We start from the raw sequence: 23497 nt of genomic DNA, 5'->3' as shown, positions 1-23497 counted from the left end.
CGACGCGGGAGCCGAGCCCCCGCCCGCCGCAGGCGGAACCGCGCCCCGAGGCCGCAGCTCGGGTCACCGGGTCTCGACACGCTCGCGAGCGCTCGCGGCGGGGTCAGACGAAGACGGCGACCGGCCGGGCGACGTCGCCGCGCGGCTCGTACAGCGCGAGGAACTCCCCCGACGGCGCGAAGACGGCCGTGGTGCCGTCGAGCGCGAGCTCCAGGCTGCGACCGACCCGGACGTCCGCGGCGGCCCGGTCGTCGAGGTCCCGGCTGGGGAAGGCCGCGCGCGCCGCGTCCGCGATGGGCAGCACTCCTCCGTCGGTCCCGACCTCGTCGGCGAGCTGCTCGAGGGTCCGGGCGACATCGAGCCCGTAAGGCCCGACCGCCGTGCGCCGCAGCGCGGTCAGGTGGCCGCCGACGCCGAGCCGCGCGCCCGCGTCGCGGGCGATCGCCCGGACGTAGGTGCCGCTGGAGCAGCGCAGGCTGAGGTCGACGTCGACGACGTCACCCCCGTGCCGCACGTCGTGCACGACCAGCTCGTGGACGGTGACCGAGCGCGGCTGGAGCTCGACCTGCTCGCCGTCGCGGACCCGCTGGTAGGCCCGCTTGCCGTCGACCTTGATCGCCGAGACAGCGGTCGGCACCTGCTGCAGCTCACCGACGAACTCCCCGAGCACCGCACGGACGGCGTCCTCGTCGACCGCCGCGGTCGAGGCGGTCGAGACGACCTCGCCCTCGGCGTCGTCGGTGGTGGTGGCGACGCCGAGCCGGACGGTCGCGTCGTACCCCTTGTCGGTGAGCATCAGGTGGCCGAGGAGCCGGGTCGCCCGCTCCACGCCGAGCACCAGCACGCCGGTCGCCATCGGGTCGAGCGTGCCGGCGTGGCCGACCTTGCGCGTGCCGACGAGGCGGCGCACCCGCGCGACGACGTCGTGCGAGGTCATCCCGCCGGGCTTGTCGACGACGACGAGGCCCGGCCGCACCGGCGGCCGCCGGTCGGGTGCGCTCACACCTCGTCCGGGTCGACGGGATCGATCGGCTCGGCCGGCGCCGCCGGGTCCCCGCCGGCGTCGGTGTCGTCGTCGGTGTCGTCGTCGGCCTCGGCGTCGCGGGGCTTCTTGTAGGGGTCCGCCTCGCCGGCGTACGCCTCGACCCGGCGGGCCGCGACCTCCTCGTCGAGCGCCTTGGCGCGCGCCAACACCTCGTCGAGGTGACGGGCGGACTCCGGCAGCGCGTCGGCGACGAACGTCAGCGTCGGGACGTGCCGCGTGCCCAGCTGCTTGCCGACCTCGGAGCGGAGGAGGCCCTTGGCCGACTCGAGCGCGGCGGCGGTGCCGGCCAGCGCGGTCTCGTCGTCCTGCGCGCCCTCGCCGGTGCCGGCGAGCACGGTGTAAAAGATCGTGGCCTGCTGGGTGTCACCGGAGACGCGTACGTCGGTGACGGTGACGAACCCCAGCCGCGGGTCCTTGATCCGCCGCTCGAGCATCTCGGCCACCACGACCTGGATGCGGTCGGCGATCTTGCGTACCCGGGGACTGCTCATGTCTCTCACTCTCTCAGAACGTGACCGACCCGTGACGGCCAGGCGGTGTCGGGCAGGACGGCCGGTGCCGGCCTGCCCGGAACGCACCGGTCGGCGGGCCCCACCCACGAAGGGGGGACCCGCCGACCGGGTGGTGATCAGCTGCGGGGGATCTCCCGCATCTCGAACGCCTCGACGATGTCGCCTTCCTTGATGTCCTGGAAGTTGCGCAGGACCAGACCGCACTCGAAGCCCTCACGGACCTCGGACGCGTCGTCCTTCTCGCGCTTGAGCGACGCGAGGTCGAGGTTGTCGGCCACCACGGCGCCGTCACGGATGACGCGCACCTTGGCGTTGCGTCGGATGACGCCGCCGGTGACCATGCAGCCCGCGATGTTGCCGACCTTGGACGAGCGGAAGATCGCACGGATCTCCGCCTGGCCGAGGGTCGACTCCTCGAACTCGGGCTTGAGCATGCCCTTGAGCGCCGCCTCGATCTCCTCGATCGCCTGGTAGATGACCGAGTAGTAGCGGATCTCGACGCCCTCCTTGTCCGCCATCTCGGTCGCCTTGCCCTGCGGGCGGACGTTGAAGCCGATGATGATGGCGTCGGAGGCGGCGGCCAGGTCGACATTGGTCTCGGTGATCGCACCGACACCGCGGTCGATGACGCGCAGGGTGACCTCGTCGCCGACGTCGATCTGCGACAGCGAGTCCTCGAGGGCCTCGACCGAACCGGACACGTCGCCCTTGAGGATCAGGTTGAGCTCCTGGCTCTCGCCCTTCTCCATGGAGGCCATGAAGTCCTCGAGCGTGCGGCGGACGCGGCGCTTGGCCTGCATGGCCGCCCGCTCGCGGGCCTCGCGCTTCTCGGCGATCTGACGGGCCATCCGGTCGTCCTCGACGACGAGGAAGTTCTGGCCCGCGCCCGGCACGGCGGAGAGACCCAGGACCATCGCCGGACGCGCCGGGGTGGCCTCGCGGAGCTCGTTGCCGTGCTCGTCGAGCATCGCGCGGACACGGCCGTGGGCCGGGCCGGCGACGATCGAGTCGCCCACCCGCAGCGTGCCGCGCTGGACCAGGACCGTGGCGACCGGACCGCGACCGCGGTCCAGGTGCGCCTCGACCACGAGGCCCTGGGCGTCCTGCGTCGGGTTGGCGCGCAGGTCCAGCGAGGCGTCCGCGGTCAGCACGACCGCCTCGAGGAGACCGTCGAGGTTGAGCCCGGACTTCGCGGAGACGTCGACGAACATCGCGTCGCCGCCGTACTCCTCGGGGACCAGGCCGTACTCGGTCAGCTGGCCGCGGACCTTGGTCGGGTCCGCCTCCGGCTTGTCGATCTTGTTGACCGCGACCACGATCGGTACGCCGGCGGCCTTGGCGTGGTTGAGCGCCTCGACCGTCTGCGGCATGACGCCGTCGTCGGCCGCGACCACGAGGATCGCGATGTCGGTCGCCTGCGCACCACGGGCACGCATGGCGGTGAACGCCTCGTGACCCGGGGTGTCGATGAGCGTGATGCGCCGCTCCTCGCCGTCGACCTCGGCCGCGACCTGGTAGGCACCGATGTGCTGGGTGATGCCACCGGCCTCCTTGTCGACGACGTTGGCGTTGCGCAGCGCGTCGAGGAGCTTGGTCTTGCCGTGGTCGACGTGACCCATGACGGTGACGACCGGCGGACGCACGACCAGGTCGGCCTCCTCGCCCTCGTCCTCGCCGAACTCCAGGTCGAAGGACTCCAGCAGCTCGCGGTCCTCGTCCTCGGGGGAGACGACCTGCACGACGTAGTTGAGCTCCTCGCCGAGCAGCTCCAGCGTCGCGTCGTTGACCGACTCGGTCGCGGTGACCATCTCGCCGAGGCTGAACAGCATCTGCACGAGCTGGGCCGCGTCGACGCCGATCCGCTCGGCGAAGTCGGTCAGGGACGCGCCGCGCGGCAGGCGGACGGTCTCGCCGTCGCCCTTCCGGACGCGCACGCCGCCGATCGTCGGGGCCTGCATGGCCTCGAACTCCTGGCGACGCGCCCGCTTCGACTTGCGACCGCGACGCGACGGACCACCGGGGCGACCGAACGCACCCTGGGTCTGGCCACGCTGACCGGGACGGTTGCCGCCACCGCCGGGACGACCGGCGAAGCCGCCGGGACGACCCGGAGCGCCGGCACCGGGACCGCCGCCGGGACCGCCACGACCGGGAGCACCGGGGCGCCCGGGGGCACCACCGGGGCGACCCGGGCCGCCGGGACGACCCGGACCACCGGCGGGACGACCGCCGGGGCCGGCGCCGAAGGCGGCCGGGGACTTCGGCATCATCGCCGGGTTCGGACGCGGCATGCCCGGACGACCCGGTGCGCCTCCGTCGCGGCCGGCCGGCGGACGCGGCGGCCGCTGGTCACCGGCGCCGGTGCCCTGGCCACCGGCCGGAGCACCACCCGCGGGCGGAGCGGAGGGCGCGGGCCGACGGCCCATGCCCTGGTTGGAGCTGAACGGGTTGTTGCCCGGGCGCGGGGCACCAGGACGACCGACCGGGCGCGGGGCCGGGCTGGGCGCCTTGGGCGCAGCCGGCCGCGCGGACGCCGCCGGTGCCTCGGGGGCTGCCGGAGCGGCCGGAGCCGCCGGGGCCGGCTGGACCGGCTTGCCGTGCGGGCGCACCTGAGTGGGCTCGGGAGCCTTCTCCGGGGCCGGCTTCGCCGCGGGACCGGGCCGGGGCCCGGGGCGCGGACCGCCGGGCGCGGGCTGGGCCGGCGCGGCGGGAGCAGCCTCGGCCGGAGCCGGGGCGGCCTGCGGAGCCGCGGGAGCGGCCGGGGCGGGCGCGGACGGCGCCGGTGCGGCGGGAGCCGCGGGCGCGGGTGCCTTCGGCGCCGCCGACTCGGCGGGGGCCTGGGCAGGTGTGGAGCCGCCGGCAGCCTTCAGCTGCTCGCCGAACTCCTTCTTGAAGCGCATCTCGACGGGGGGCTCCACCGTGGAGCTCGCCGACTTGACGAACTCCCCCATCTCCTTGAGCTTCTCGAGAACGAACTTGCTCTCGACGCCGTACTGCTTGGCGAGCTCGTGAACTCGGGTCTTGGCCACGTTTCTCCTTCTGGCCCCAGACCCGCGCTCGGCGTCCTAGGACCGTTGGTGGTTGTGCAAACTCATTGGGAAGTACTCATCGAGTGCTCATGAGCTGCTGCTCCAGTTCCTGGTCGTTGCATCAGGGCGGACGTGCGTGCGAGCGAGGTGCTCGGCCACCGGCGTGCTGGAGAGCCCGGCTGGTCCGCTGGTCCTCAGCGCCCGGCCGAACGCCTTCCGGCGCACCGCGAGGTCGTAGCACTCCTGGGTGGGGTGCAGGTGTGCACCACGCCCGGGAGCGGTGGCAGTCGGATCGGGCACGACGGCCGGTCGGCCCTCGGCGTCCGAGCCGGCGGTCACCCGCAACAACTCGCGCTTCGCGGCCCGCTTCCGGCACCCCACACAGGTCCGGACCGGCCCCGAGGGGTCGATGTCGTCCGAGCGTGCGGGAGACCGAGGAGAGCGAGCCACTGCCGTCAACACTACCGGGTCGACGGCCCTGGACCGAACCGGGGCGTGCCCGGCCGGCCGCGGCGGGGCCTCAGGCGTCGGCGTCGGCCTCGTCGGAGCGGATGTCGATCCGCCAGCCCGTGAGCCGCGCGGCCAGGCGGGCGTTCTGGCCCTCCTTGCCGATGGCGAGCGAGAGCTGGAAGTCGGGCACGACGACGCGGGCCGAGCGGGCCGCCGCGTCGACGACCTCGACCGAGGTGACCCGGGCGGGCGAGAGCGCGTTGGCGACCATCGTGGCCGCGTCCTCGGACCAGTCGACGATGTCGATCTTCTCGCCGTTGAGCTCGGCCATCACGTTGCGCACCCGCTGGCCCATCGGGCCGATGCAGGCACCCTTGGGGTTCACCCCGGAGGTCGTGCTGTGCACGGCGATCTTCGTGCGGTGCCCCGCCTCACGGGCGATCGCGGCGATCTCGACGGTCCCGTCGGCGATCTCGGGGACCTCGAGGGCGAAGAGCTTCTTGACCAGGTTCGGGTGCGAGCGCGACAGGCTGATCTGCGGGCCGCGCATGCCCTTGCGCACCGACACGACGAGGCACTTGATGCGGGTGCCGTGCCGGTAGTCCTCGCCCGGGACCCGCTCGCTCACCGGCAGCAGCGCCTCGAGCTTGCCGAGGTCGACCATGACGTCGTCGGGGTTGCGGCCCTGCTGGATGACGCCGGAGACGATGTCGCCCTCCTTGCCGGAGAACTCACCGAACCGGATCTCGTCCTCGGCGTCGCGCAGCCGCTGCAGCATGATCTGCTTCGCGGTCGTCGCGGCGATGCGGCCGAAGCCCTGCGGGGTGTCGTCGTACTCCCCCACCGGGTTGCCCTCGTCGTCGACCTCGGTGGCCAGGACGGTGACGTGGCCGGACTTGCGGTCGAGCTCGACGCGCGCACGCTCCTGCGCGCCGGGGGTCTTGGTGTACGCCGTGAGCAGGGCCTGCTCGATCGCCTCGACGAGGACGTCGAAGGAGATCTCCTTCTCGCGCTCCAGCATCCGCAGGATGCTCAGGTCGATGTCCATCAGGACTCCTCCTCCTCGAGACCCGCGGCGGGGTCGGTCTTGCGATTGAACTCGACCTGCACGAGCGCCTTGGCGACGTCGGCGTAGGCCACCCGGCGCTCGCGGCCGGTCACGTCGAGCGTGGCGCCCTCCTCGTCGGAGGCGGTGATGCGCCCGGTGAGGGTCTCGCCGGCGGTCGTGGTGACCTTAACCAGCCGGTCGGCGTTGCGGCGCCAGTGGCGCGGCAGGGTGAGCGGGCGGTCGACGCCGCGCGAGGTGACCTCGAGGGTGTAGGGCTGCTCGCCCATCACGTCGGACGTCTCGAGCACCTGGTCGACGGCCCGGGTCGCGTCGGCGACGTCGTCGAGCGTGACGCCGCCGTCCTTGTCGACCGCGACGCGGAGCACGCGCCGCTTGCCGGCGGGGGTGATCTCGACGGCCTCGACGTCGAGACCGAGCGCCTGCAGGGGGTCGCGTAGCTCCTGCTCGATCCGACCCCGGACGGCGTCCTGCTTGCCTGTGGTCACGGGTGGGCGACCTCCCTGTTCTGTTGTCCTGCGGTTCCTCGCGTCCGGACACCATAACGCCCGGAGGAACGGAGGTTAGGGTCACGCCGTGCCCCACCTCCCACCCGCGTCCCGGCGTGCCGTCGTCGGCGTGGGCGCGGTCACCCTGGCCCCGGTGCTGGCGGGTGGGCTGGCGGCGTGCGACGCCTCCGACGTCGGGGACCTGCTCCCCGGCGCGGACCCCTCCGACGGTGGCGTCGAGGCCCCGGACCCGTCCGCGGACGAGGCCCTCCTCGACCGTGCGGTGGCGGAGGTGGCCGAGGCGCACGCGGCCGTCGCCGCCGCCCGGGCTCGCCACCCACGGCTGCGCCCGCTGCTCGCCGACCTCGAGCGCGTGCACGCCGCCCACCTCGCCGCGCTGGAGTCCGATCCGGCGCAGGCCGCCCGGCCCGGCGACCCCGGAACCGGGAGCGTGGCCGCCGCGCTGGCCGACGTCCGCCGCCGCGAGACCGCGCACCAGCGACGCCTGGCCGACCTGGCGGTCCGCGCCGACAGCGGCCGGCTCGCGCAGCTGCTCGCCGCGATGGCTGCGGGCGTCGCCCAGCAGCTGGTGGTCCTGCCCCGACGCGTGGAGGCGGGCCGGTGACGACGCTGGAGGCCCTGCGGACGACGCTCGCCGCCGAGCACGCCGCGGTGTACGTCGTCGGCGCGCTCGGAGCCCAGACCTCGCAGTCCGGGGCGCCGGCGCTGTACGCCGCGCTCCAGGACGCCTACGTCCAGCACCGGGCGCAGCGCGACCGGCTCGACCGCGAGCTGCGCGACCGGGGTGCCGAGCCGGTGGCCGCGGAGCCGGCGTACGCGCTCCCCGAGCGGCTCGGGACGGTGGCGGCCGTCGAGCGGCAGGCACTCGAGCTGGAGACCGCGTGCGCGGCGACGTACGCCGCCCTGGTCGCGCACACCGCGGGGCCGCTGCGCCGCTGGGCGGTGGAGGTGCTGGTACGCACAGCGGTCCGCGAGCTCGCCTTCCGGGGAACGCCCGAGATGTTCCCCGGAGTGGGCGAGCACGCGGACCGCTGACGCGACCCGGACACGGTGGGTCCTGAGGGAGCCGTCCGAGGTGGGGACCGACGGTGTGCTCCCTCGTGCAGAACTCTGCAGCACGGCACGACCGGCGGTCGATGCCCGCGAACCCTCAGGTTCGTGCATTGCAGGTTCCTGCAGACGGCCGCTCCGTCAGGCGCGGTAGGCCGTCCACATCTGCTGGGCCCGGCTGGCCTGGCCCGGGGTGAACTCGGTGTAGCAGGCGTCGTAGCTGTAGTCCATGAAGTTGTGGATCGGGTCCAGGCCCGGCAGCGAGCAGGAGTCCCGGCCGGCCGGGCAGCCGCTGGTCGAGCTGGCCTGCGCGGGGGTGTCGGAGACCTCGTCGTTCGTGCTCGTGCAGCCGCCCTGGAAGGTGTGGTAGAGCCCGAACCAGTGACCGGCCTCGTGCGTCGCGGTCTGGCCCAGGTCGTAGTTGGTGGCCGAGCCGCCGGGCAGCGAGGAGTACTGCACGCGGATGCCGTCGATGCCCGGGTTGCGCGCGTAGTCCCAGGGGAACGTCGCGATCCCGAGGTAGGAGAAGTCGACCAGCCAGACGTTCAGGGCGTTCTTCCCGCCCTTGCGGGTCTGCTTGCGGTAGGTCGAGCTCTGCTTGTCCTGGTGCCACTGGGTGTTGTTGTAGCGGTAGGTACCGGCGAGGCTGAAGGAGAACCCGGTGCTCGCCGCGGTGGTCGAGCCCTGACCGGCGAACGACGCGTTCATCACCGCGACCTGGTCGGCGATCTGCTGGTCGGTGACGTCCCCGCCGCCGTTGGCGTCGCGCATGACGTGGAAGTAGACCGGGACGGTCGCCGCGGCGGCGAGCGAGGTCGAGCGCTTCCCGAGCCGGTCGAGGCGTGCCTGGGTGCGGCGCTCGATGCGGGCCTGCTCCGCCGCGCTGATGCTGCGGTGGTCGGTGCCGTGGGCGCCGTGCCCGCGTGCGGCGTCCGCCTCGTCCGCATGGGTGGGGACGATGCAGTCGACGGCGGCGCGGGCCGAGCCGTCGGCGACGACGGCGGAGGCCGGGGTGGCCAGTCCCCCGCCGACGAGGACCGTCGCGCCGATCAGGGTGAGGGCGGCGGTCCCGAGATGGTGCCGAGTTCCCATGGAGGGTGTCCTTCGTGCCTGGGCCGCGGGGCGCGGCCGGGTGCGCCGATCCTGCGCCGCGGTCGTCGGCGGCGGAAGCGCCGATCGGCTGCAGGTCTGTGCACTGCGAGAACCTGCAGGTGACCCACCACGCAGGCGCCGGACTCCACCCCTCCAGCCCACCGTCCTCAGCCCTCCAGCCAGGTCCGCACCTGCCCGCTGACGTCCTCGGGTGGCTGCGGGATCGGGCCGCTCGGGGGGATGTGCAGCGACCCTGTGGTCGCTTCACACGCGTTGTGCGGCATGTGGAGCGACCGCAGGGTCGCTCAACACGCGGCGCGGACGCCCGGAGCTGGGAGGTTGCCGGTCTCAGTACCAGCGCGACACGACGTCGTGCACCTCGCCGATGCGCTGCACGACCGCGTCGGGCCGGCCCTCGGTGTGGCCGACCTGCTCCGGCGGGATGACGCTGTGCGGGACGTGGATCGCCCGCATGCCCACCTGCTGGGCGCCCCAGACGTCGTCGAAGAGCCGGTCGCCGACGTACACGCAGCGTGCGGGATCGGTGGCGCCGACGGCGTCCATCGCGGCGCGGAACGCGTGCGGCGACGGCTTCGTCCACGGCACCTCGCTGGTGTAGACGTCGCCGTCGAGGAGGTGGAGCACGCCGTCGCGCTCGAAGAAGCCGCGGTGCCAGGCGCGCGGCCAGATGGTGTTGGACAGGACGCCGACCTTCACGCCGTCGGCCCGGAGCGCCTCGAGCAGCGGACCGACCTCCGGGTCGGTCGCGGTGTGCGGCTCCCAGAAGTCGTAGTACGCCGACAGCAGCGCCGGGTCGTGGTCGAGCCCGGCCTCGGTGAACAGGTCGGCGATGGTCGCGCTCTGCTGGTGGTCGCGGCTGCGGCCCCACACCACCGAGCCCGCCGCGTGCAGCCGCTCGGCGTGCAGGTGGCGGTCGTCGTCGGGGTCCTCCGTGGCGACGACGGCGGCCGCGAGCGCCAGGGACTCGGCGTGGAAGTCGACGTCGTGCCACTGCGTGAGCGTGCCGCCCCAGTCGAAGACGACCGCCTCGACGCCCCTCATCGGACGACCTCGACGCCGACGCCGCGCCACCGGCCGTTGACCCGCTCGAGGTCGACCACGAGCCCGACGGTCCCGGAGGAGCCCCCTGCGGTGGCCTGGGCGGCGACGACCGCCCGCACCCGGTCCCGGGCGTACGTCGCCAGGCCGGCCGCCCGCACGTCGCCGGCGCCCCGGGCGTCGACGACACGGGCAGCCGCCACCAGGGCGCGCCGGTGCGCGGGCTCCGCCTCGAGGTCGCCGACCGCCGCGGCGCCGGTCAGCGCCGGGAGCTCGGTGACGACGTCGGAGACCCGCAGCCGGTCCCCGGCGGCGTCGACGGTGACCAGCACGGGGGCCGCCGACCGGCCGCCGAGCAGCACGAGGAGCTCCGCCTCGGCCCGGGTGCCGCCGGCGAGCCCGACGGCGCGGACCGTCACGTCGGCGGCGCCGAGCGGCAGGTCGCCGAGCACCGTGGCCAGCTCGGGCGTCGTGACCGCCCGGACCGCGGCGTCGTCGCCGGAGAGGATCGCGCCCACGGCGCGGCGGGTGAAGTCGACGTACTGCTCGCGTCGCCGCTCCGGCAGCGTGGCCACGCCCGGCTCGCCCTCGCCGGCCGCCTGCGGCGGGGTGTACGGCGGGACGTAGCCCTCGGGGCCGTCGTCGTCGGTGCGCAGCGCGACCCACAGCGCCGCCAGCAGCACCAGCGGCGTGAGCACCCCGAGGAGCAGGACCGTCCCGGACCTGCCCTCGAGGCGGCGGGACAGGTCAGGCACGGACGAGCCGGACCAGGTGGTCGACGACCTGGTCGGCCGGGACCTGCTCCCGCTCGCCGGTGCGGCGGTCCTTGACCTCGACGACGCCGTCGGCCAGCCCCTTGCCGACCACGACGATCGTCGGCACGCCGATCAGCTCGGCGTCCTTGAACTTCACGCCGGGGCTGACCTTGCCGGGGCGGTCGTCGTGGAGCACCTCGATGCCCTGCTTCGCCAGCTCGTGGGCGATCCGGTCGGCCGCGGCGAAGACCGCCTCGTCCTTGCCGGTCGCGACCAGGTGGACGTCGGCCGGCGCGACGTGGCGCGGCCAGCACAGCCCCTGCTCGTCGTGGGTGCCCTCGGCGATCGCGGCGACCGCGCGCGAGGGACCGATGCCGTAGGAGCCCATGGTGACGGTGACGAGCTTGCCGTCCTCGTCGAGCACCTGAAGGCCCAGCGCGTCGGCGTACTTGCGGCCGAGCTGGAAGATGTGGCCCATCTCGATGCCGCGGGCGGTCTCCAGCACGCCGTCGTCGCACGCGGGGCACGGGTCGCCGTCGCGGACCTCGGCGGCCTCGATGGTGCCGTCGGGGGTGAAGTCGCGACCGGCGACGAGGTCGAGCACGTGGCTGCCGTCGACGTCGGCCCCGGTGACCCACCGGGTGCCCTCGACGACGCGGGGGTCGACGAGGTAGCGGATGCCGGAGTCGTTCTTCTCGCCGAGCACGCCGGGACCGATGTAGCCCTTGACCAGCGCGGGGTGCTTGCGCAGCTCCGCCTCGTCCATCGGCTCGACCTCGATCGGCTCCAGCTGGCCCTCGAGGCGCTTCTGGTCGACCTCGCGGTCGCCGGGGAGGCCGATGGCGAGCGGCTCGCGGGTGCCGTCGGGGTGCTTGAGGGTCACCAGCACGTTCTTGAGCGTGTCGCCGGCGTGCCAGGGACGGTCCTCGCGCGGGTACGCCGCGTTCAGGTGGTCCACCAGCGTGTCGATCGTGGGGGTGCCGGGCGTGGCCTCGGCGTGGGCGGCCGGCGCGTCGTCGTACGGCACGGGGCGGGGCGCGCGGACCTGGACGGCCTCGACGTTCGCGGCGTAGTCGCAGGCGGTGCAGCGGACGTAGGTGTCCTCGCCGACGGTGGCCTTGGCGAGGAACTCCTCGGACTTCGAGCCGCCCATCGCACCGGAGGTCGCCTTGACGATGGCGTACTCGAAGCCGAGCTTGTCGAAGATCCGGACGTAGGCGTCGCGGTGGCGCTGGTAGCTCTCCTCCAGGCCGGCGTCGTCGACGTCGAAGGAGTAGGAGTCCTTCATGATGAACTCGCGCCCGCGCAGCAGGCCCGCGCGCGGACGCGCCTCGTCGCGGTACTTGGTCTGGATCTGGTAGAGCGCGAGCGGCAGGTCCTTGTAGGAGGAGTACAGGTCCTTGACGAGGAGGGTGAACATCTCCTCGTGGGTCGGGCCGAGCAGGTAGTCGCCGCCCTTGCGGTCCTGCAGGCGGAACAGCCCGTCGCCGTACTCCGTCCAGCGGTTCGTGGCCTCGTAGGGCTCGCGCGGCAGCAGCGCGGGGAAGCTGACCTCCTGCGCGCCGATGCCGTCCATCTCTTCGCGGATGATGTCCTCGATGCGGCGCAGCACGCGCAGGCCGAGCGGCAGCCAGGTGTAGATGCCGGGGGCGGCGCGGCGGATGTAGCCGGCGCGCACGAGCAGCCGGTGGCTGGGGACCTCCGCGTCCGCCGGGTCGTCGCGCAGCGTGCGGACGAAGAGGCTCGACATGCGCAGGATCCGGGCGGCGGTCATGGGCGCAAGGGTACGGCGACCGCTCGGCCGCCGACGACCCGGTTCCGGCCGCGGCGGGCCCGGCGCCGGGCTCGCCTGCGGGGTCGGCTCCGGGGTCGGCTCCGGGGTCGGCTCCGGGGTCGGCTCCGGGTCAGCTCCGGGCGGCCTTGAGGGCGGCGCGGATCATCGGCACCTGCAGCGGGAGGCGGCCCAGCGCGATCGCCTTGAAGCGCGTGCTGCGGGTCTTGAGGGAGTCCTGGGCCATCTTCACGTTGCCCGGGAAGACGCCGAGGAGCACCGCGACGCTGGCGTAGCCCGCGACCTTGCGGGTGGCGGGGACGGCGAGGCCGGCGGCGCACGCCAGCTCGGCGACGCCGCTGCCGTAGATGACCTCGCGGTGGGCCGGCACCCAGGCCGGCATGAGCGGCTCGAAGACCTCGGGCTTGACGAGGTGCACGACCCCGCTGACGGTGAATCCGGCGGCGAGGACCTTGGCGCTCAGGGGAAGGCTCATGCGGCCCAGCCTGTCAGACCGGCCGGTCAGAACATCACGGTGGAGAACCGGGCGGTCTCCTGGAAGCCCACCCGGGCGTACGCGCGGCGGGCCGGCTCGTTCCACTCGTTGACGTACAGCGACACCACGGGCGCGACCTCCGCGCGGACCATCTCCACGACGGCCGCCATGCCGCGCTCGGCCAGGCCCTCGCCACGCCGGTCCGGCGCGACCCAGACGCCCTGGATCTGGGCGGCGTGCGCCGACGCGCAGGCGACCTCGGCCTTGAACACCAGCCGGTCGCCGTCGAACGTCGCGAAGGACCAGCCCCGGTTCATCAGCTGGGTGACCCGCGCGCGGTAGAGCTCGGCTCCCCCGCCGTGCTCCGGGGAGACGCCGACCTCCTCGGTGTACATCGCCACGCACGCGGGGTAGAGCTCGGCCATGTCCTGGCGCGTCGTGCGCCGCACCCGCGGGTCGGGCTCGACCGCCGGGGGCCCGGCGATCTCCAGGTGCGGCTGCTGCCACCGCGCCTCGCGGGGCCGGCCCCAGCTGGCGGCCACGCCGTTCCACAACGCCTCGACGGCGTCGTGCGGGCCGACGATCGTCGAGACGGTCCGGCCGCGGGTCAGCGCGCGCTCCGCGAAGGCGCGGGCGTCGTCGGCGGTGGCGCCGACGGGGACGAGGTTGGCCCCGACGTGGCAGGCAGCGACGAGCTCGCCGCCGTCGAAGCGGCCCCACATCTCACCGCCGAGCCAGCGCGGCTCCAGGTTGGTGGTCCGGGCGCGGTAGTCGGCGAAGACGTTGACGACGGGGTCGCGCGCGGTGAGCGCGAGGAAGGCGTCGAGGTCGGCGGCCGCGAGGGGGCGCACACCGTGACGCGTCGAGAGCACGTCGGCAGCCTACGGGAGGGACCGGCCCGCGGTCAGGGCCCGGCCCGGCTCAGCCGACGGTGACCTCGGCGGCCGCGCCGTCGACGGACTCCATGCCCTCGGCGATGCGCATGGCCTCCTCGATGAGGGTCTCCACGATCTGCGACTCCGGCACGGTCTTGATGACCTCGCCCTTGACGAAGATCTGGCCCTTGCCGTTGCCCGAGGCGACGCCGAGGTCGGCCTCGCGGGCCTCGCCGGGGCCGTTGACGACGCAGCCCATGACGGCCACGCGCAGCGGGACCTCCATGCCCTCGAGGCCGGCGGTCACCTCGTCGGCGAGCTTGTAGACGTCGACCTGGGCGCGGCCGCAGGACGGGCAGGAGACGATCTCCAGCTTCCGCGGACGGAGGTTGAGCGACTGGAGGATCTGGATGCCGACCTTGACCTCCTCCACCGGCGGGGCGGAGAGGGAGACGCGGATGGTGTCGCCGATGCCCTGGGAGAGCAGCGCGCCGAAGGCGGTCGCGGACTTGATGGTGCCCTGGAACGCGGGGCCCGCCTCGGTCACGCCGAGGTGCAGCGGCCAGTCGCCCTCGGCGGCCAGCAGCTCGTAGGCGCGGACCATGACGACGGGGTCGTTGTGCTTGACCGAGATCTTGAAGTCGCGGAAGCCGTGCTCCTCGAAGAGGCTCGCCTCCCACTTCGCCGACTCCACGAGCGCCTCGGGCGTGGCCTTGCCGTACTTCTCCATCAGCCGCTTGTCGAGCGAGCCGGCGTTGACGCCGATCCGGATCGAGGTGCCGCGGTCGGCGGCCGCCCGCGCGATCTCCTTGACCTGGTCGTCGAACTTCTTGATGTTGCCGGGGTTGACGCGGACCGCGGCGCAGCCGGCGTCGATCGCGGCGAAGACGTACTTCGGCTGGAAGTGGATGTCGGCGATGACCGGGATCTGGCTCTTCGCCGCGATCGCCGGGAGCGCCTCGGCGTCGTCCTGGCTGGGGCACGCGACGCGGACGATGTCGCAGCCCGACGCGGTCAGCTCGGCGATCTGCTGGAGGGTCGCGTTGATGTCGGCGGTCACCGTCGTCGTCATCGACTGCACCGAGATCGGGTGGTCGCTGCCGACCCCGACCTTGCCGACCTGGATCTGGCGGGTCTGTCGGCGCGGCGCGAGCACCGGCGGCGGGGCCGCAGGCATGCCGAGGCTGATGGCGGTCATGGCTCCAGCGTACGGCGCGACCCGAGGCCGCCGGACGCCGCTCAGGAGTCCGGCAGGTGGAGCGGCACGACCAGGTCGCCGACGATCAGGACGACGCCCATCACGAGCATGGCCGACGCGACGACGTACGCCACGGGCAGGAGCTTGGCCGCGTCGACGTACCCCGGGTCGGGGCGACCGCGGAGCCGGGCGAACCCGCGCCGCACGGCCTCCCACAGGGCGCTGGCGATGTGACCGCCGTCCAGCGGGAGCAGCGGCACGAAGTTGAACACGCCGATGAAGAAGTTGAAGCCGGCGACGAGCATGAGCAGGAAGGCGACCTTGTCCTGGCTCGGGAGCTCCTCGTGCGCGGCGGTCTCGCCGGCGATCCGGCCACCGCCGACGATGCTGACGGGCCCGTCGGGGTCACGCTCCTCCAGGCCCACGATCGCCTGGCCGACGTCCCAGACCTTGACCGGCAGCGTCGCGAGCGCCGTGACGGTGTCGACCGCCATGCCGCCCATCTGGTCGAGCGTGTAGAGCGGCCCTCCGGTCTCCGTGACGACGCTCGTCGTCGGCGTCACGCCCAGGAAGCCGACCTCCCGCAGCGTCGTGTCGGTCTCCGAGGTGGGACGGGCCTCGACCGTCGTGCTGGTCGTCCCGCTCAGCTCCTCGCCGTCGCGCTCGTAGCGGATCACCGCGTCGCCGTCGGCGTTGTCGCGGATCAGGTCGCGCAGCTGGTCCCAGTCGGTGACGGTGGTGCCGTTGAAGCCCGTGACCACGTCGCCGGGCCGCAGTCCGGCCTCGGCCGCGGGCGCGGCCGGGTCGGAGGCCCGGCAGCTGCGCCCCTCCTCGGAGTACGGCAGCACGCACTCGGAGACCGAGGCGATGACCGGTGCCCCCGGGTCGGCCTCGACGGACTTCTGGCCGTAGGTCGCGAAGACGGCCCAGAACAGGAAGAACGCGATGAGGATGTTGACCGTCGGGCCGCCGGCCATGACGACGACCTTCTTCCACCACGGCAGCTTGTAGAACAGCCGGTCCTCGTCGCCGGGCTGCACGAGCTCCCACTCCGCCGCGCGGGCGTCGCTGATGAGCTGGGTGAACATGCCGGTGTTGGACTTGCGGACCCGGACGACCTGCTGGCCGTGCTCGTCGTGGGTCACCTCGTCGGCGACCGCGGTCGCCCCCGGCGGGAGCATCCCGACGATCTTGACGTAGCCGCCGAGCGGGATCGCCTTGAGGCCGTACTCGGTCTCGCCGACGCGCTTGCTCCAGACCGTCGGGCCGAAGCCGATCATGTACTGCGTGACCTTCCCGCCGAACCGCTTCGCCGGGATCATGTGGCCGAGCTCGTGCAGGCCGATCGAGGCGAGGATGGCGACGACGAACGTCAGGACGCCGAGGAGGTAGAGCAGGGCGGTCATGCGGGTCCGATCCGGGGGCGGGTCACGGCTGGAGCAGCGCCTCGGCACGGGCGCGGGCCCAGGTGTCGGCGGCGAGGACGTCGTCGACGGTGAGGTGCTCGGTCGAGGGTACGTCGTGCTCGCTGAGAACAGCCTGAACCGTGGCCACGATGTCCCCGAAGCGCAGGCGGCCGTCGTGGAAGGCGTCGACCGCGACCTCGTTCGCGGCGTTGTAGACCGCCGGGGCCGTGCCGCCGCGCTCCCCTGCCGTGCGGGCCAGCGTGACGGCCGGGAACACCACGTCGTCGAGCGGCTCGAAGCGCCAGTCCGCCGCCTTCGTCCAGTCGATCGGCGTCTCGGCGTCCGGCACCCGGTCGGGCCAGGACATGCCGAGCGCGATCGGCACGAGCATCGTCGGCAGCCCCAGCTGGGCGACGACCGCACCGTCGACGAACTCCACCATCGAGTGGATCAGCTGCTGGGGGTGCACGACCACGTCGATGCGGTCGAAGGGGATGTCGAAGAGCAGGTGCGCCTCGATCACCTCGAGCCCCTTGTTGACCAGCGTCGCGGAGTTGGTGGTGATCACCCGGCCCATCGCGAAGTTCGGGTGGGCCAGCGCCTCCGCCGGCGTGACGGCGGCGAGCTCCTCGGCCGTGCGGCCGCGGAACGGGCCGCCCGACGCGGTGAGCACCAGGCGGCGTACCTCCGCGGCGGAGCCGGCGCGCAGGCTCTGCGCGATGGCGCTGTGCTCGGAGTCGACGGGGACGATCTGGTCGGGGCGGGCCCGCTCCCTGACCAGCGGGCCGCCGATGATCAGCGACTCCTTGTTGGCCAGGGCGAGGGTCGTGCCGGCGTCGAGCGCCGCCAGCGTGGGGCGCAGGCCGACCGCGCCGGTGATGCCGTTGAGGACGACGTCGGCGGTCATCGACGCGGCCTCGACGCTCGCCTCCTCCCCCAGCCCGGAGTACGCCGGGCGGAGCTCGGCGACCTGCTGCTCGAACAGCTCGGGCTGGGACCCGCCGGCGGTCAACCCGACTACCCGGAACCGGTCGGGGTTGGCGCGCACCAGGTCGATCGCCTGGGTGCCGATGGAGCCGGTCGAGCCGAGGATGACGATGTCGCGGCGCTCTGTCACCGGCCCAGTCTCCCAGGCGGTGCGGGTGTGACCCGGACCACGCCTACGCTGACGCCATGACGACGATGTCCGCCCCCAACACCTCGCCAACCACCGGCGGGCCGGCCCTGCCCCAGGAGCGCCGGCTGGTCACCGAGATCCCCGGCCCCGGCTCGCTCGAGCGGCTGGAGCGCAAGCGGGCGCACGTGGCCGACGGGGTCGGCACGACGCTGCCGGTCTTCGTCGTGGCCGCGGGCGGCGGGGTGCTCGTCGACGTCGACGGCAACTCGCTGATCGACCTCGGCTCCGGCATCGCGGTGACGACCGTCGGCAACGCGGCCCCGGCCGTCGTCGAGCGGGTCTCCGCGCAGCTGGCCGCCTTCACCCACACCTGCTTCATGGTCACGCCGTACGACGGGTACGTCGACGTGTGCGCCGCCCTCGCCGAGCTCACGCCGGGCGACCACGCGAAGAAGTCGGCCCTGTTCAACTCCGGCGCCGAGGCCGTCGAGAACGCGGTCAAGATCGCCCGCGTGGCGACCGGGCGGGACGCGGTCGTCGTCTTCGACCACGCCTACCACGGCCGCACGAACCTCACGATGGCGATGACGGCGAAGAACATGCCCTACAAGCACGGGTTCGGGCCGTTCGCCGGTGAGGTCTACCGCGCGCCGATGTCCTACCCGTTCCGCGACGGGCTCTCCGGGGAGGAGGCCGCCCGCCGGGCCATCGACGTGGTCGAGAAGCAGGTGGGCGCGACGAACCTGGCCTGCGTCGTCATCGAGCCGGTGCAGGGCGAGGGTGGCTTCGTCGAGCCGGCGCCGGGCTTCCTGCCCGCGCTCGAGCGCTGGTGCCGGGCGAACGGCGTGGTGCTCGTCGCCGACGAGATCCAGTCCGGCTTCTGCCGCACCGGCGACTGGTTCGCCTGCGACCACGAGGGGGTCGTGCCCGACCTGGTCACCACCGCCAAGGGCATCGCCGGCGGCCTCCCGCTGGCCGCGGTCACCGGGCGCGCCGAGCTCATGGACGCCGTGCACGTCGGCGGCCTCGGCGGCACCTACGGCGGCAACCCGCTGGCCTGCGCCGCGGCCCTCGGCGCGATCGAGGAGATGCGCGGCCACGACCTCACCGGGCGGGCCCGAGCGATCGGGTCGCTCATGCGCTCGCGGCTCGAGGCGCTGCAGGCCGAGCACCCGGTCGTCGGCGACGTACGCGGGCGGGGCGCGATGATGGCGATCGAGCTGTGCGAGCCGGGCACCACCGAGCCCGACCCGGTGCGTGCCGCCGCCGTCTCGGCGTACTGCCACCAGCAGGGCGTGGTCACGCTCACCTGCGGCACCTGGGGCAACGTCTTCCGGTTCCTGCCGCCGCTGGCGATCTCCGACGCGCTGCTGGAGGAGGCCTTCGACGTCGTCGTCGACGCGTTCCGGGCAACTGCTTGACGCGCGTCAGCGATGCCGGTTCGATCCGGTTGTGACCTACGACACGATCATCAAGGGCGGCCGCTGGTTCGACGGGACGGGGGCACCGTCGGCGGTGCGCCACCTCGGGATCCGCGACGGCCGGGTGGCGACCGTCTCGACCGCGCCGTTGGACGAGACCGGCTGCCCCGAGGTCGTCGACGCGACCGGCCGGTGGGTCATGCCGGGGATGGTCGACATCCACACCCACTACGACGTCGAGGTGCTCGAGGGGCCTGCGCTGGAGGAGTCGCTGCGGCACGGCGTCACCACGATCCTGCTGGGCTCGTGCTCGCTGTCGACCGTGCACGTGGACCCGGTCGACGCCGGTGACCTGTTCGGCCGCGTGGAGGCGATCCCGCGCCAGCACGTCATCGGGTCCGTCGGCACCCACAAGACCTGGCGCTCCGCGCGGGAGTACGTCGCCGCGCTGGAGTCACTCCCGCTCGGGCCGAACCTCGCCTCGTTCATCGGCCACTCCGACATGCGGACCGCCACCATGGGCCTGGACCGCGCCACGCGCGACGACGTCCGGCCGACCCGCAGCGAGGTCGACCGGATGGAGCAGATGCTCACCGAGGCGCTCGACGCCGGGTTCATCGGCATGTCGGCCCAGCAGCTGCTCTTCGACAAGCTCGACGGCGACCTGTGCCGCTCGCGCACCCTGCCGTCGACGTACGCCCGGCGCCACGAGATGCGCCGGCTGCGCGAGGTCCTCCGGCGCCGCGGACGCGCTCTGCAGGCCGGCCCCGACGCCACCCACCCGCACACGATCCTGCTCCAGGCCCTGCACTCGATCGGCCTGCGGGCGATCGGTCGCAACCCGCTCAAGACCAGCCTGCTCTCGGCCGCCGACCTCAAGGCGATCCCGTTCGTCATCCACCTCATGCGGCTGCTCGGCGGCGTGGTCAACCGGCTCGGCGCGGACTTCCGCTGGCAGCACCTGCCGGTGCCGTTCGAGGTCTACGCCGACGGCATCGACCTGGTGATCTTCGAGGAGTTCGGCTCCGGCGCGGCCGCCCTGCACCTGCAGGAGAAGCTCGCCCGCGACGAGCTCATGCGCGACCCGACGTACCGCGCCCGGTTCCGCAAGGACTACGAGTCGAAGTACGGCCCGCGCGTGTGGCACCGCGACTTCTTCGACGCCGAGATCGTCGCGTGCCCCGACGCCTCGGTCGTCGGCAGGTCCTTCGGGCAGGTCGGCGTCGAGCGCGGCGGAGCGCATCCCGTCGACGCGTTCCTCGACCTGGTGCTCGAGCACGGCACGGCGCTGCGCTGGCGCACCACGATCTCCAACCACCGCCCGAAGGTGCTCCAGCAGATGGCGCAGACGCCGAGCATCCAGATGGGCTTCTCCGACGCCGGCGCGCACCTGCGGAACATGGCGTTCTACAACGTCGGCCTGCGGCTGCTCAAGCACGTCTCGGACGCCGAGCGGTCGGGCCGGCCGTTCCTGACCGTCGAGCAGGCGGTGCACCGGATGACCGGCGAGCTGGCCGACTGGTACGGCCTCGACGCCGGCCACCTCCGCGAGGGCGACCGGGCCGACGTCCTCGTCGTCGACCCCGAGCGGCTCGACGCCTCGCTCGAGGAGTACGCCGAGGCGCCGGTCGACCAGTACGGCGGGCTCTCGCGCATGGTCAACCGCAACGACGCCACCGTCCCGCTCGTCATGGTCGGCGGTCGCACGGTCTGGCGCGACGGGCGGGCCACCCCGCTGCTCGGTCGCGAGCGGACCGGGCAGTTCCTCCGCGCCGGCGAGCCCGCCGCCCCGCTGCCCGCCTCCGGCGCCGACACGCTGCCCTCCGCCAGCTGAGGCCTGCCCGGCTGGGCTGGCCGAGCCGGGCCGGGCCGGGAGAGCTTCTTGAGGGGCCCCGGGAACCCACGGCCACCCGCCCGGACTCAGGCGTCGAGCTCCTGGATCCCCCACGGGCTGCCGTAGGCGGTGAGCAGGTCGAGGAACGGCACGGCGTCGAACGCCTCGGGGCCGAGCACGCCGGCGCCGCTCCAGACGCCGGTGACGAGCAGCTCGAGCGCGACGACGGGGTTGACCGCGGTCTGCCAGACCACGCACTGGTGGCCGTACTCCCGCATGGACCACTCGTTGTCGACCACGTGGTAGAGGTACGTCGACCGCGGCGCGCCGTCGCTCCCCCGGCCGGTCACCCACAGCCCGGCGCAGGTCTTGCCGGTCATCCGAGGACCGAGCCCGGCGGGGTTGGGCAGGCAGGCGGCGACCACGTCGCGCGGGCTGACCTCGACGTCGCCGACCCGGACCTTCTCGGTGCGGTCGAGCCCCAGCTTGTGCAGGGTCTTGAGCACCTCGATGAACTCGTTGCCGAGGCCGTACTTGAACGTCGCGCGGCGGCAGTCGACCCACCGCGGCATGAGGAGGACCTCCTCGTGCTCGACGTTGACGCACTCGACCGGGCCGATGCCCTCGGGGAAGTCGAAGACCTCCGGCTCCGAGAACGGCTCGGTGGTCCGCCAGCCGCCGTCCTCCCAGATGACCGGCGGGTTGAGGCACTCCTCGATGGTCGTCCAGATCGAGAAGGACGGTGCGAAGGCGTGCCCCTCGACGGCGAGGTTCGACCCGTCGCGCGTGCCGAGCTCGTCGATCTCGGAGAACAGGTGGTCGGCGGCGTACCGTGCGAACACGTCGGAGAGCCCGGGCTCGACCCCGATGCCGACTAGCGCGAGCCGGCCGTCGGCCTCCCACGCGCCCGCCGCGGCGAACTGCTCGTCGCCGAGCTTCAGGCCGGTCTTCTCGTACGGCGCGTCCGGGTGCGGCCGCGAGAGCGACATCGCCATGTCGAGGTAGTCCGCGCCGGCGGCGCGGGCGCCCTCGAAGACCGGCATCACGAAGCGCGGGTCGACGGCGTTCATGACGTGCGTGGCCCGGTGCTCGCGGGCCAGCGCGGCGACGGAGTCGGCGCTCGAGGCGTCGACCTGCGCGGCGGTGAACCGCTCGTCGGCGGACGCGGCGGCCCGCTCGGCGGAGGCGAGCGAGTAGTCGGCGACGACCACTGCCTCGAAGAAGTCGCGGCGCACCGCGATCGAGCAGAAGGCCGCACCGACGCCGCCGGCGCCGACCAGGAGGATGCGCATGGGGGTCATCACCTCACGCGCCGATGTAGGACATGACGTGCTTGATCCGGGTGTAGTCCTCGAGGCCGTACATCGAGAGGTCCTTGCCGTAGCCGGAGTGCTTGAAGCCGCCGTGCGGCATCTCGGAGACGTAGGGGATGTGGGTGTTGATCCACACGACCCCGAAGTCGAGCGCCCGGGACATCCGCATCGCCGTGCCGTGGTCGCGGGTCCACACGCTCGAGGCCAGGCCGTAGCGCACCCCGTTGGCCCAGCGCAGCGCCTCCGCCTCGTCGGCGAAGCGCTGGACGGTGATGACCGGCCCGAAGATCTCGTCCTGGACCTGCTCGTCGTCCTGCCGCAGCCCGGACAGGACGGTCGGCTCGTAGAAGTAGCCGGTCTCGCCCTGGCGGTGGCCGCCGGCCTCGAGCCGGGCGTGGTCGGGCAGCCGGTCGACCATGCCGGACACCCGCGCGAGCTGGTCGGCGTTGTTGAGCGCGCCGTAGAGGACGTCCTCGTCGTCGGGCATGCCGGTGCGGGTCGAGCGCGCCTGCTCGGTCAGCGCCGCGACGAAGTCGTCGTGGACGCCCGGTCCCACGAGGACCCGGGTGGCGGCCGTGCAGTCCTGGCCGGCGTTGAAGTACCCCGCCTCGGCGATCGCGGCCGCGGCCTTCTCGACATCGGCGTCGTCGAAGACGATCACCGGAGCCTTGCCGCCCAGCTCGAGGTGCACGCGCTTGAGGTCGGTGGCCGCGGCGCCGGCCACGTCCATCCCCGCCCGCACCGACCCGGTGATCGCGACCATCTGCGGCGTCGGGTGCGCCACGAGCGCGCGGCCGGTGTCCCGGTCGCCGCAGACGACGTTGAGCACGCCGGGCGGCAGGAACTCCTGGGCCAGCTCGGCCAGCATCGTCGAGGTCGCAGGGGTGGTGTCCGAGGGCTTGAGCACCACGGGGTTGCCAGCGGCCAGGGCCGGAGCGATCTTCCAGACCATCATCGGCAGGGGATAGTTCCAGGGCGTCACCTGGCCGACCACGCCGATCGGCTCGCGGCGGATGAAGGAGGTGTGGTCGGCCATGTACTCCCCGGCCGACTTGCCCTCGAGCACGCGGCAGGCACCGGCGAAGAACCGGAAGTGGTCGACCGTCGGCGGCATCTCCTCGCTGGCGGTCAGCCCGATCGGCTTCCCGGTGTCGCGGCACTCCGCGGCCACGAACTCCTCGGCGCGCGCCTCGAGCGCGTCGGCGATGCGCAGGAGGGCCAGCGACCGCTCCTGGGGCGTCGTGGACCCCCAGCCCTCGAAGGCGCGCTGCGCGGCGGCGTACGCCCGGTCGAGGTCCTCGGCCCCCGACAGCGGCGCACGCGCGTAGACCTCCCCCGTGCTGGGGTCGATCACCTCGTAGGTCTCGCCGGAGGCGGAGTCGACGGACGCGCCGTCGACGACATTGCGGAACGACTGCTCGGCCATGGCCCGACCCTAGTGACCGCAGCGCCGAATGGGGAGGTCTGACGCGGAATCGTCCACGGATTCCGTCGTGAAA

21 protein-coding genes are annotated in these 23497 nt (G+C 73.3%); 4 read left to right on the top strand and 17 right to left on the bottom strand.

Translation table 11 applies throughout. The features are described from left to right. Positions 1-103: 103 nt before the first annotated feature. The 6 genes from truB to rimP form a co-directional block, all read right to left on the bottom strand. Entirely contained in the window at positions 104-1003 is a 900-nt protein-coding gene (gene truB, locus QWY28_RS08125; RefSeq protein ID WP_300951861.1) for a tRNA pseudouridine(55) synthase TruB, read from the bottom strand. Further along, positions 1000-1536, bottom strand: a complete 537-nt coding sequence (gene rbfA, locus QWY28_RS08120; RefSeq protein ID WP_300951859.1) for a 30S ribosome-binding factor RbfA — start codon at positions 1534-1536, stop codon at positions 1000-1002. The genes truB and rbfA overlap by 4 nt, the downstream gene beginning before the upstream one ends. Positions 1537-1673: 137 nt before the next feature. Continuing rightward, the gene (gene infB / locus QWY28_RS08115; protein WP_300951857.1) at positions 1674-4586 is read right to left on the bottom strand and encodes a translation initiation factor IF-2; all 2913 of its coding nucleotides are present in this window, start codon (positions 4584-4586) and stop codon (positions 1674-1676) included. An 87-nt stretch (positions 4587-4673) separates the two neighbouring features. Further along, on the bottom strand, positions 4674-4967 hold the full coding sequence (locus QWY28_RS08110) for a YlxR family protein (protein ID WP_300952298.1): 294 nt from the start codon (positions 4965-4967) through the stop codon (positions 4674-4676). Positions 4968-5106: 139 nt separating this feature from the next. Further along, positions 5107-6084: a transcription termination factor NusA gene (gene nusA / locus QWY28_RS08105; RefSeq protein WP_300951856.1), complete on the bottom strand. Its 978-nt coding sequence runs from the start codon at positions 6082-6084 to the stop codon at positions 5107-5109. Continuing rightward, complete coding sequence (gene rimP / locus QWY28_RS08100; RefSeq protein WP_300951855.1) at positions 6084-6590, bottom strand: ribosome maturation factor RimP; 507 nt, start codon at positions 6588-6590, stop codon at positions 6084-6086. Before rimP ends, nusA begins: the two co-directional genes overlap by 1 nt. A gap of 88 nt (positions 6591-6678) precedes the next feature. On the opposite strand from rimP, the gene QWY28_RS08095 reads away from it, so the two are divergent. Together QWY28_RS08095 and QWY28_RS08090 are read left to right on the top strand one after the other, a co-directional pair. Next, positions 6679-7215: a hypothetical protein gene (locus tag QWY28_RS08095; RefSeq protein ID WP_300951853.1), complete on the top strand. Its 537-nt coding sequence runs from the start codon at positions 6679-6681 to the stop codon at positions 7213-7215. Then, the gene (locus tag QWY28_RS08090; protein ID WP_300951851.1) at positions 7212-7646 is read left to right on the top strand and encodes a DUF4439 domain-containing protein; all 435 of its coding nucleotides are present in this window, start codon (positions 7212-7214) and stop codon (positions 7644-7646) included. Before QWY28_RS08095 ends, QWY28_RS08090 begins: the two co-directional genes overlap by 4 nt. 156 nt (positions 7647-7802) lie before the next feature. Here QWY28_RS08090 and QWY28_RS08085 read toward each other — a convergent pair whose 3' ends face one another. The 9 genes from QWY28_RS08085 to dxr all read right to left on the bottom strand — a co-directional run bounded on the left by QWY28_RS08085 (position 7803) and on the right by dxr (position 17430). Continuing rightward, a complete protein-coding gene (locus QWY28_RS08085; protein ID WP_300951850.1) occupies positions 7803-8753 on the bottom strand; it encodes a zinc metalloprotease in 951 nt (316 codons plus the stop codon). Positions 8754-9101: 348 nt separating this feature from the next. Further along, on the bottom strand, positions 9102-9815 hold the full coding sequence (locus QWY28_RS08080; protein ID WP_300951848.1) for an HAD family hydrolase: 714 nt from the start codon (positions 9813-9815) through the stop codon (positions 9102-9104). Beyond that, positions 9812-10567 (bottom strand): hypothetical protein, encoded by a 756-nt coding sequence (locus tag QWY28_RS08075; protein WP_300951847.1) that lies wholly within the window; start codon positions 10565-10567, stop codon positions 9812-9814. The genes QWY28_RS08080 and QWY28_RS08075 overlap by 4 nt, the downstream gene beginning before the upstream one ends. Further along, entirely contained in the window at positions 10560-12341 is a 1782-nt protein-coding gene (locus QWY28_RS08070; protein WP_300951846.1) for a proline--tRNA ligase, read from the bottom strand. Before QWY28_RS08070 ends, QWY28_RS08075 begins: the two co-directional genes overlap by 8 nt. 130 nt (positions 12342-12471) lie before the next feature. Continuing rightward, entirely contained in the window at positions 12472-12834 is a 363-nt protein-coding gene (locus QWY28_RS08065) for a DoxX family protein (RefSeq protein WP_300951844.1), read from the bottom strand. A gap of 26 nt (positions 12835-12860) precedes the next feature. Next, the gene (locus QWY28_RS08060; protein ID WP_300951843.1) at positions 12861-13706 is read right to left on the bottom strand and encodes a GNAT family N-acetyltransferase; all 846 of its coding nucleotides are present in this window, start codon (positions 13704-13706) and stop codon (positions 12861-12863) included. A gap of 49 nt (positions 13707-13755) precedes the next feature. Then, positions 13756-14907: a flavodoxin-dependent (E)-4-hydroxy-3-methylbut-2-enyl-diphosphate synthase gene (gene ispG, locus QWY28_RS08055; protein WP_300951841.1), complete on the bottom strand. Its 1152-nt coding sequence runs from the start codon at positions 14905-14907 to the stop codon at positions 13756-13758. 41 nt (positions 14908-14948) lie between these two features. Continuing rightward, positions 14949-16313, bottom strand: coding sequence for a M50 family metallopeptidase (locus QWY28_RS08050; RefSeq protein WP_300951840.1), 1365 nt, complete (start codon positions 16311-16313; stop codon positions 14949-14951). A 22-nt stretch (positions 16314-16335) separates the two neighbouring features. Beyond that, entirely contained in the window at positions 16336-17430 is a 1095-nt protein-coding gene (gene dxr / locus QWY28_RS08045; protein WP_300951838.1) for a 1-deoxy-D-xylulose-5-phosphate reductoisomerase, read from the bottom strand. A 56-nt stretch (positions 17431-17486) separates the two neighbouring features. On the opposite strand from dxr, the gene gabT reads away from it, so the two are divergent. Together gabT and QWY28_RS08035 are read left to right on the top strand one after the other, a co-directional pair. Beyond that, positions 17487-18851: a 4-aminobutyrate--2-oxoglutarate transaminase gene (gene gabT / locus QWY28_RS08040; protein WP_300951837.1), complete on the top strand. Its 1365-nt coding sequence runs from the start codon at positions 17487-17489 to the stop codon at positions 18849-18851. A 31-nt stretch (positions 18852-18882) separates the two neighbouring features. Beyond that, positions 18883-20685 carry an N-acyl-D-amino-acid deacylase family protein gene (locus QWY28_RS08035; RefSeq protein WP_300951835.1) on the top strand — a complete coding sequence of 601 codons (1803 nt, stop codon included), beginning with the start codon at positions 18883-18885 and terminating at the stop codon, positions 20683-20685. A gap of 86 nt (positions 20686-20771) precedes the next feature. Here QWY28_RS08035 and QWY28_RS08030 read toward each other — a convergent pair whose 3' ends face one another. Both QWY28_RS08030 and QWY28_RS08025 read right to left on the bottom strand, forming a co-directional pair. Next, on the bottom strand, positions 20772-21977 hold the full coding sequence (locus QWY28_RS08030; RefSeq protein ID WP_300951834.1) for a saccharopine dehydrogenase family protein: 1206 nt from the start codon (positions 21975-21977) through the stop codon (positions 20772-20774). Positions 21978-21990: 13 nt separating this feature from the next. Beyond that, positions 21991-23424 carry a gamma-aminobutyraldehyde dehydrogenase gene (locus QWY28_RS08025; protein ID WP_300951832.1) on the bottom strand — a complete coding sequence of 478 codons (1434 nt, stop codon included), beginning with the start codon at positions 23422-23424 and terminating at the stop codon, positions 21991-21993. Positions 23425-23497: the final 73 nt, after the last annotated feature.

It is taken from the genome of Nocardioides oceani (assembly GCF_030412965.1).
GTDB lineage: Bacteria > Actinomycetota > Actinomycetes > Propionibacteriales > Nocardioidaceae > Nocardioides > Nocardioides oceani.
Note: the sequence above shows the minus strand (reverse complement) of the source record. Positions and strands in the feature narration are given on the sequence as shown.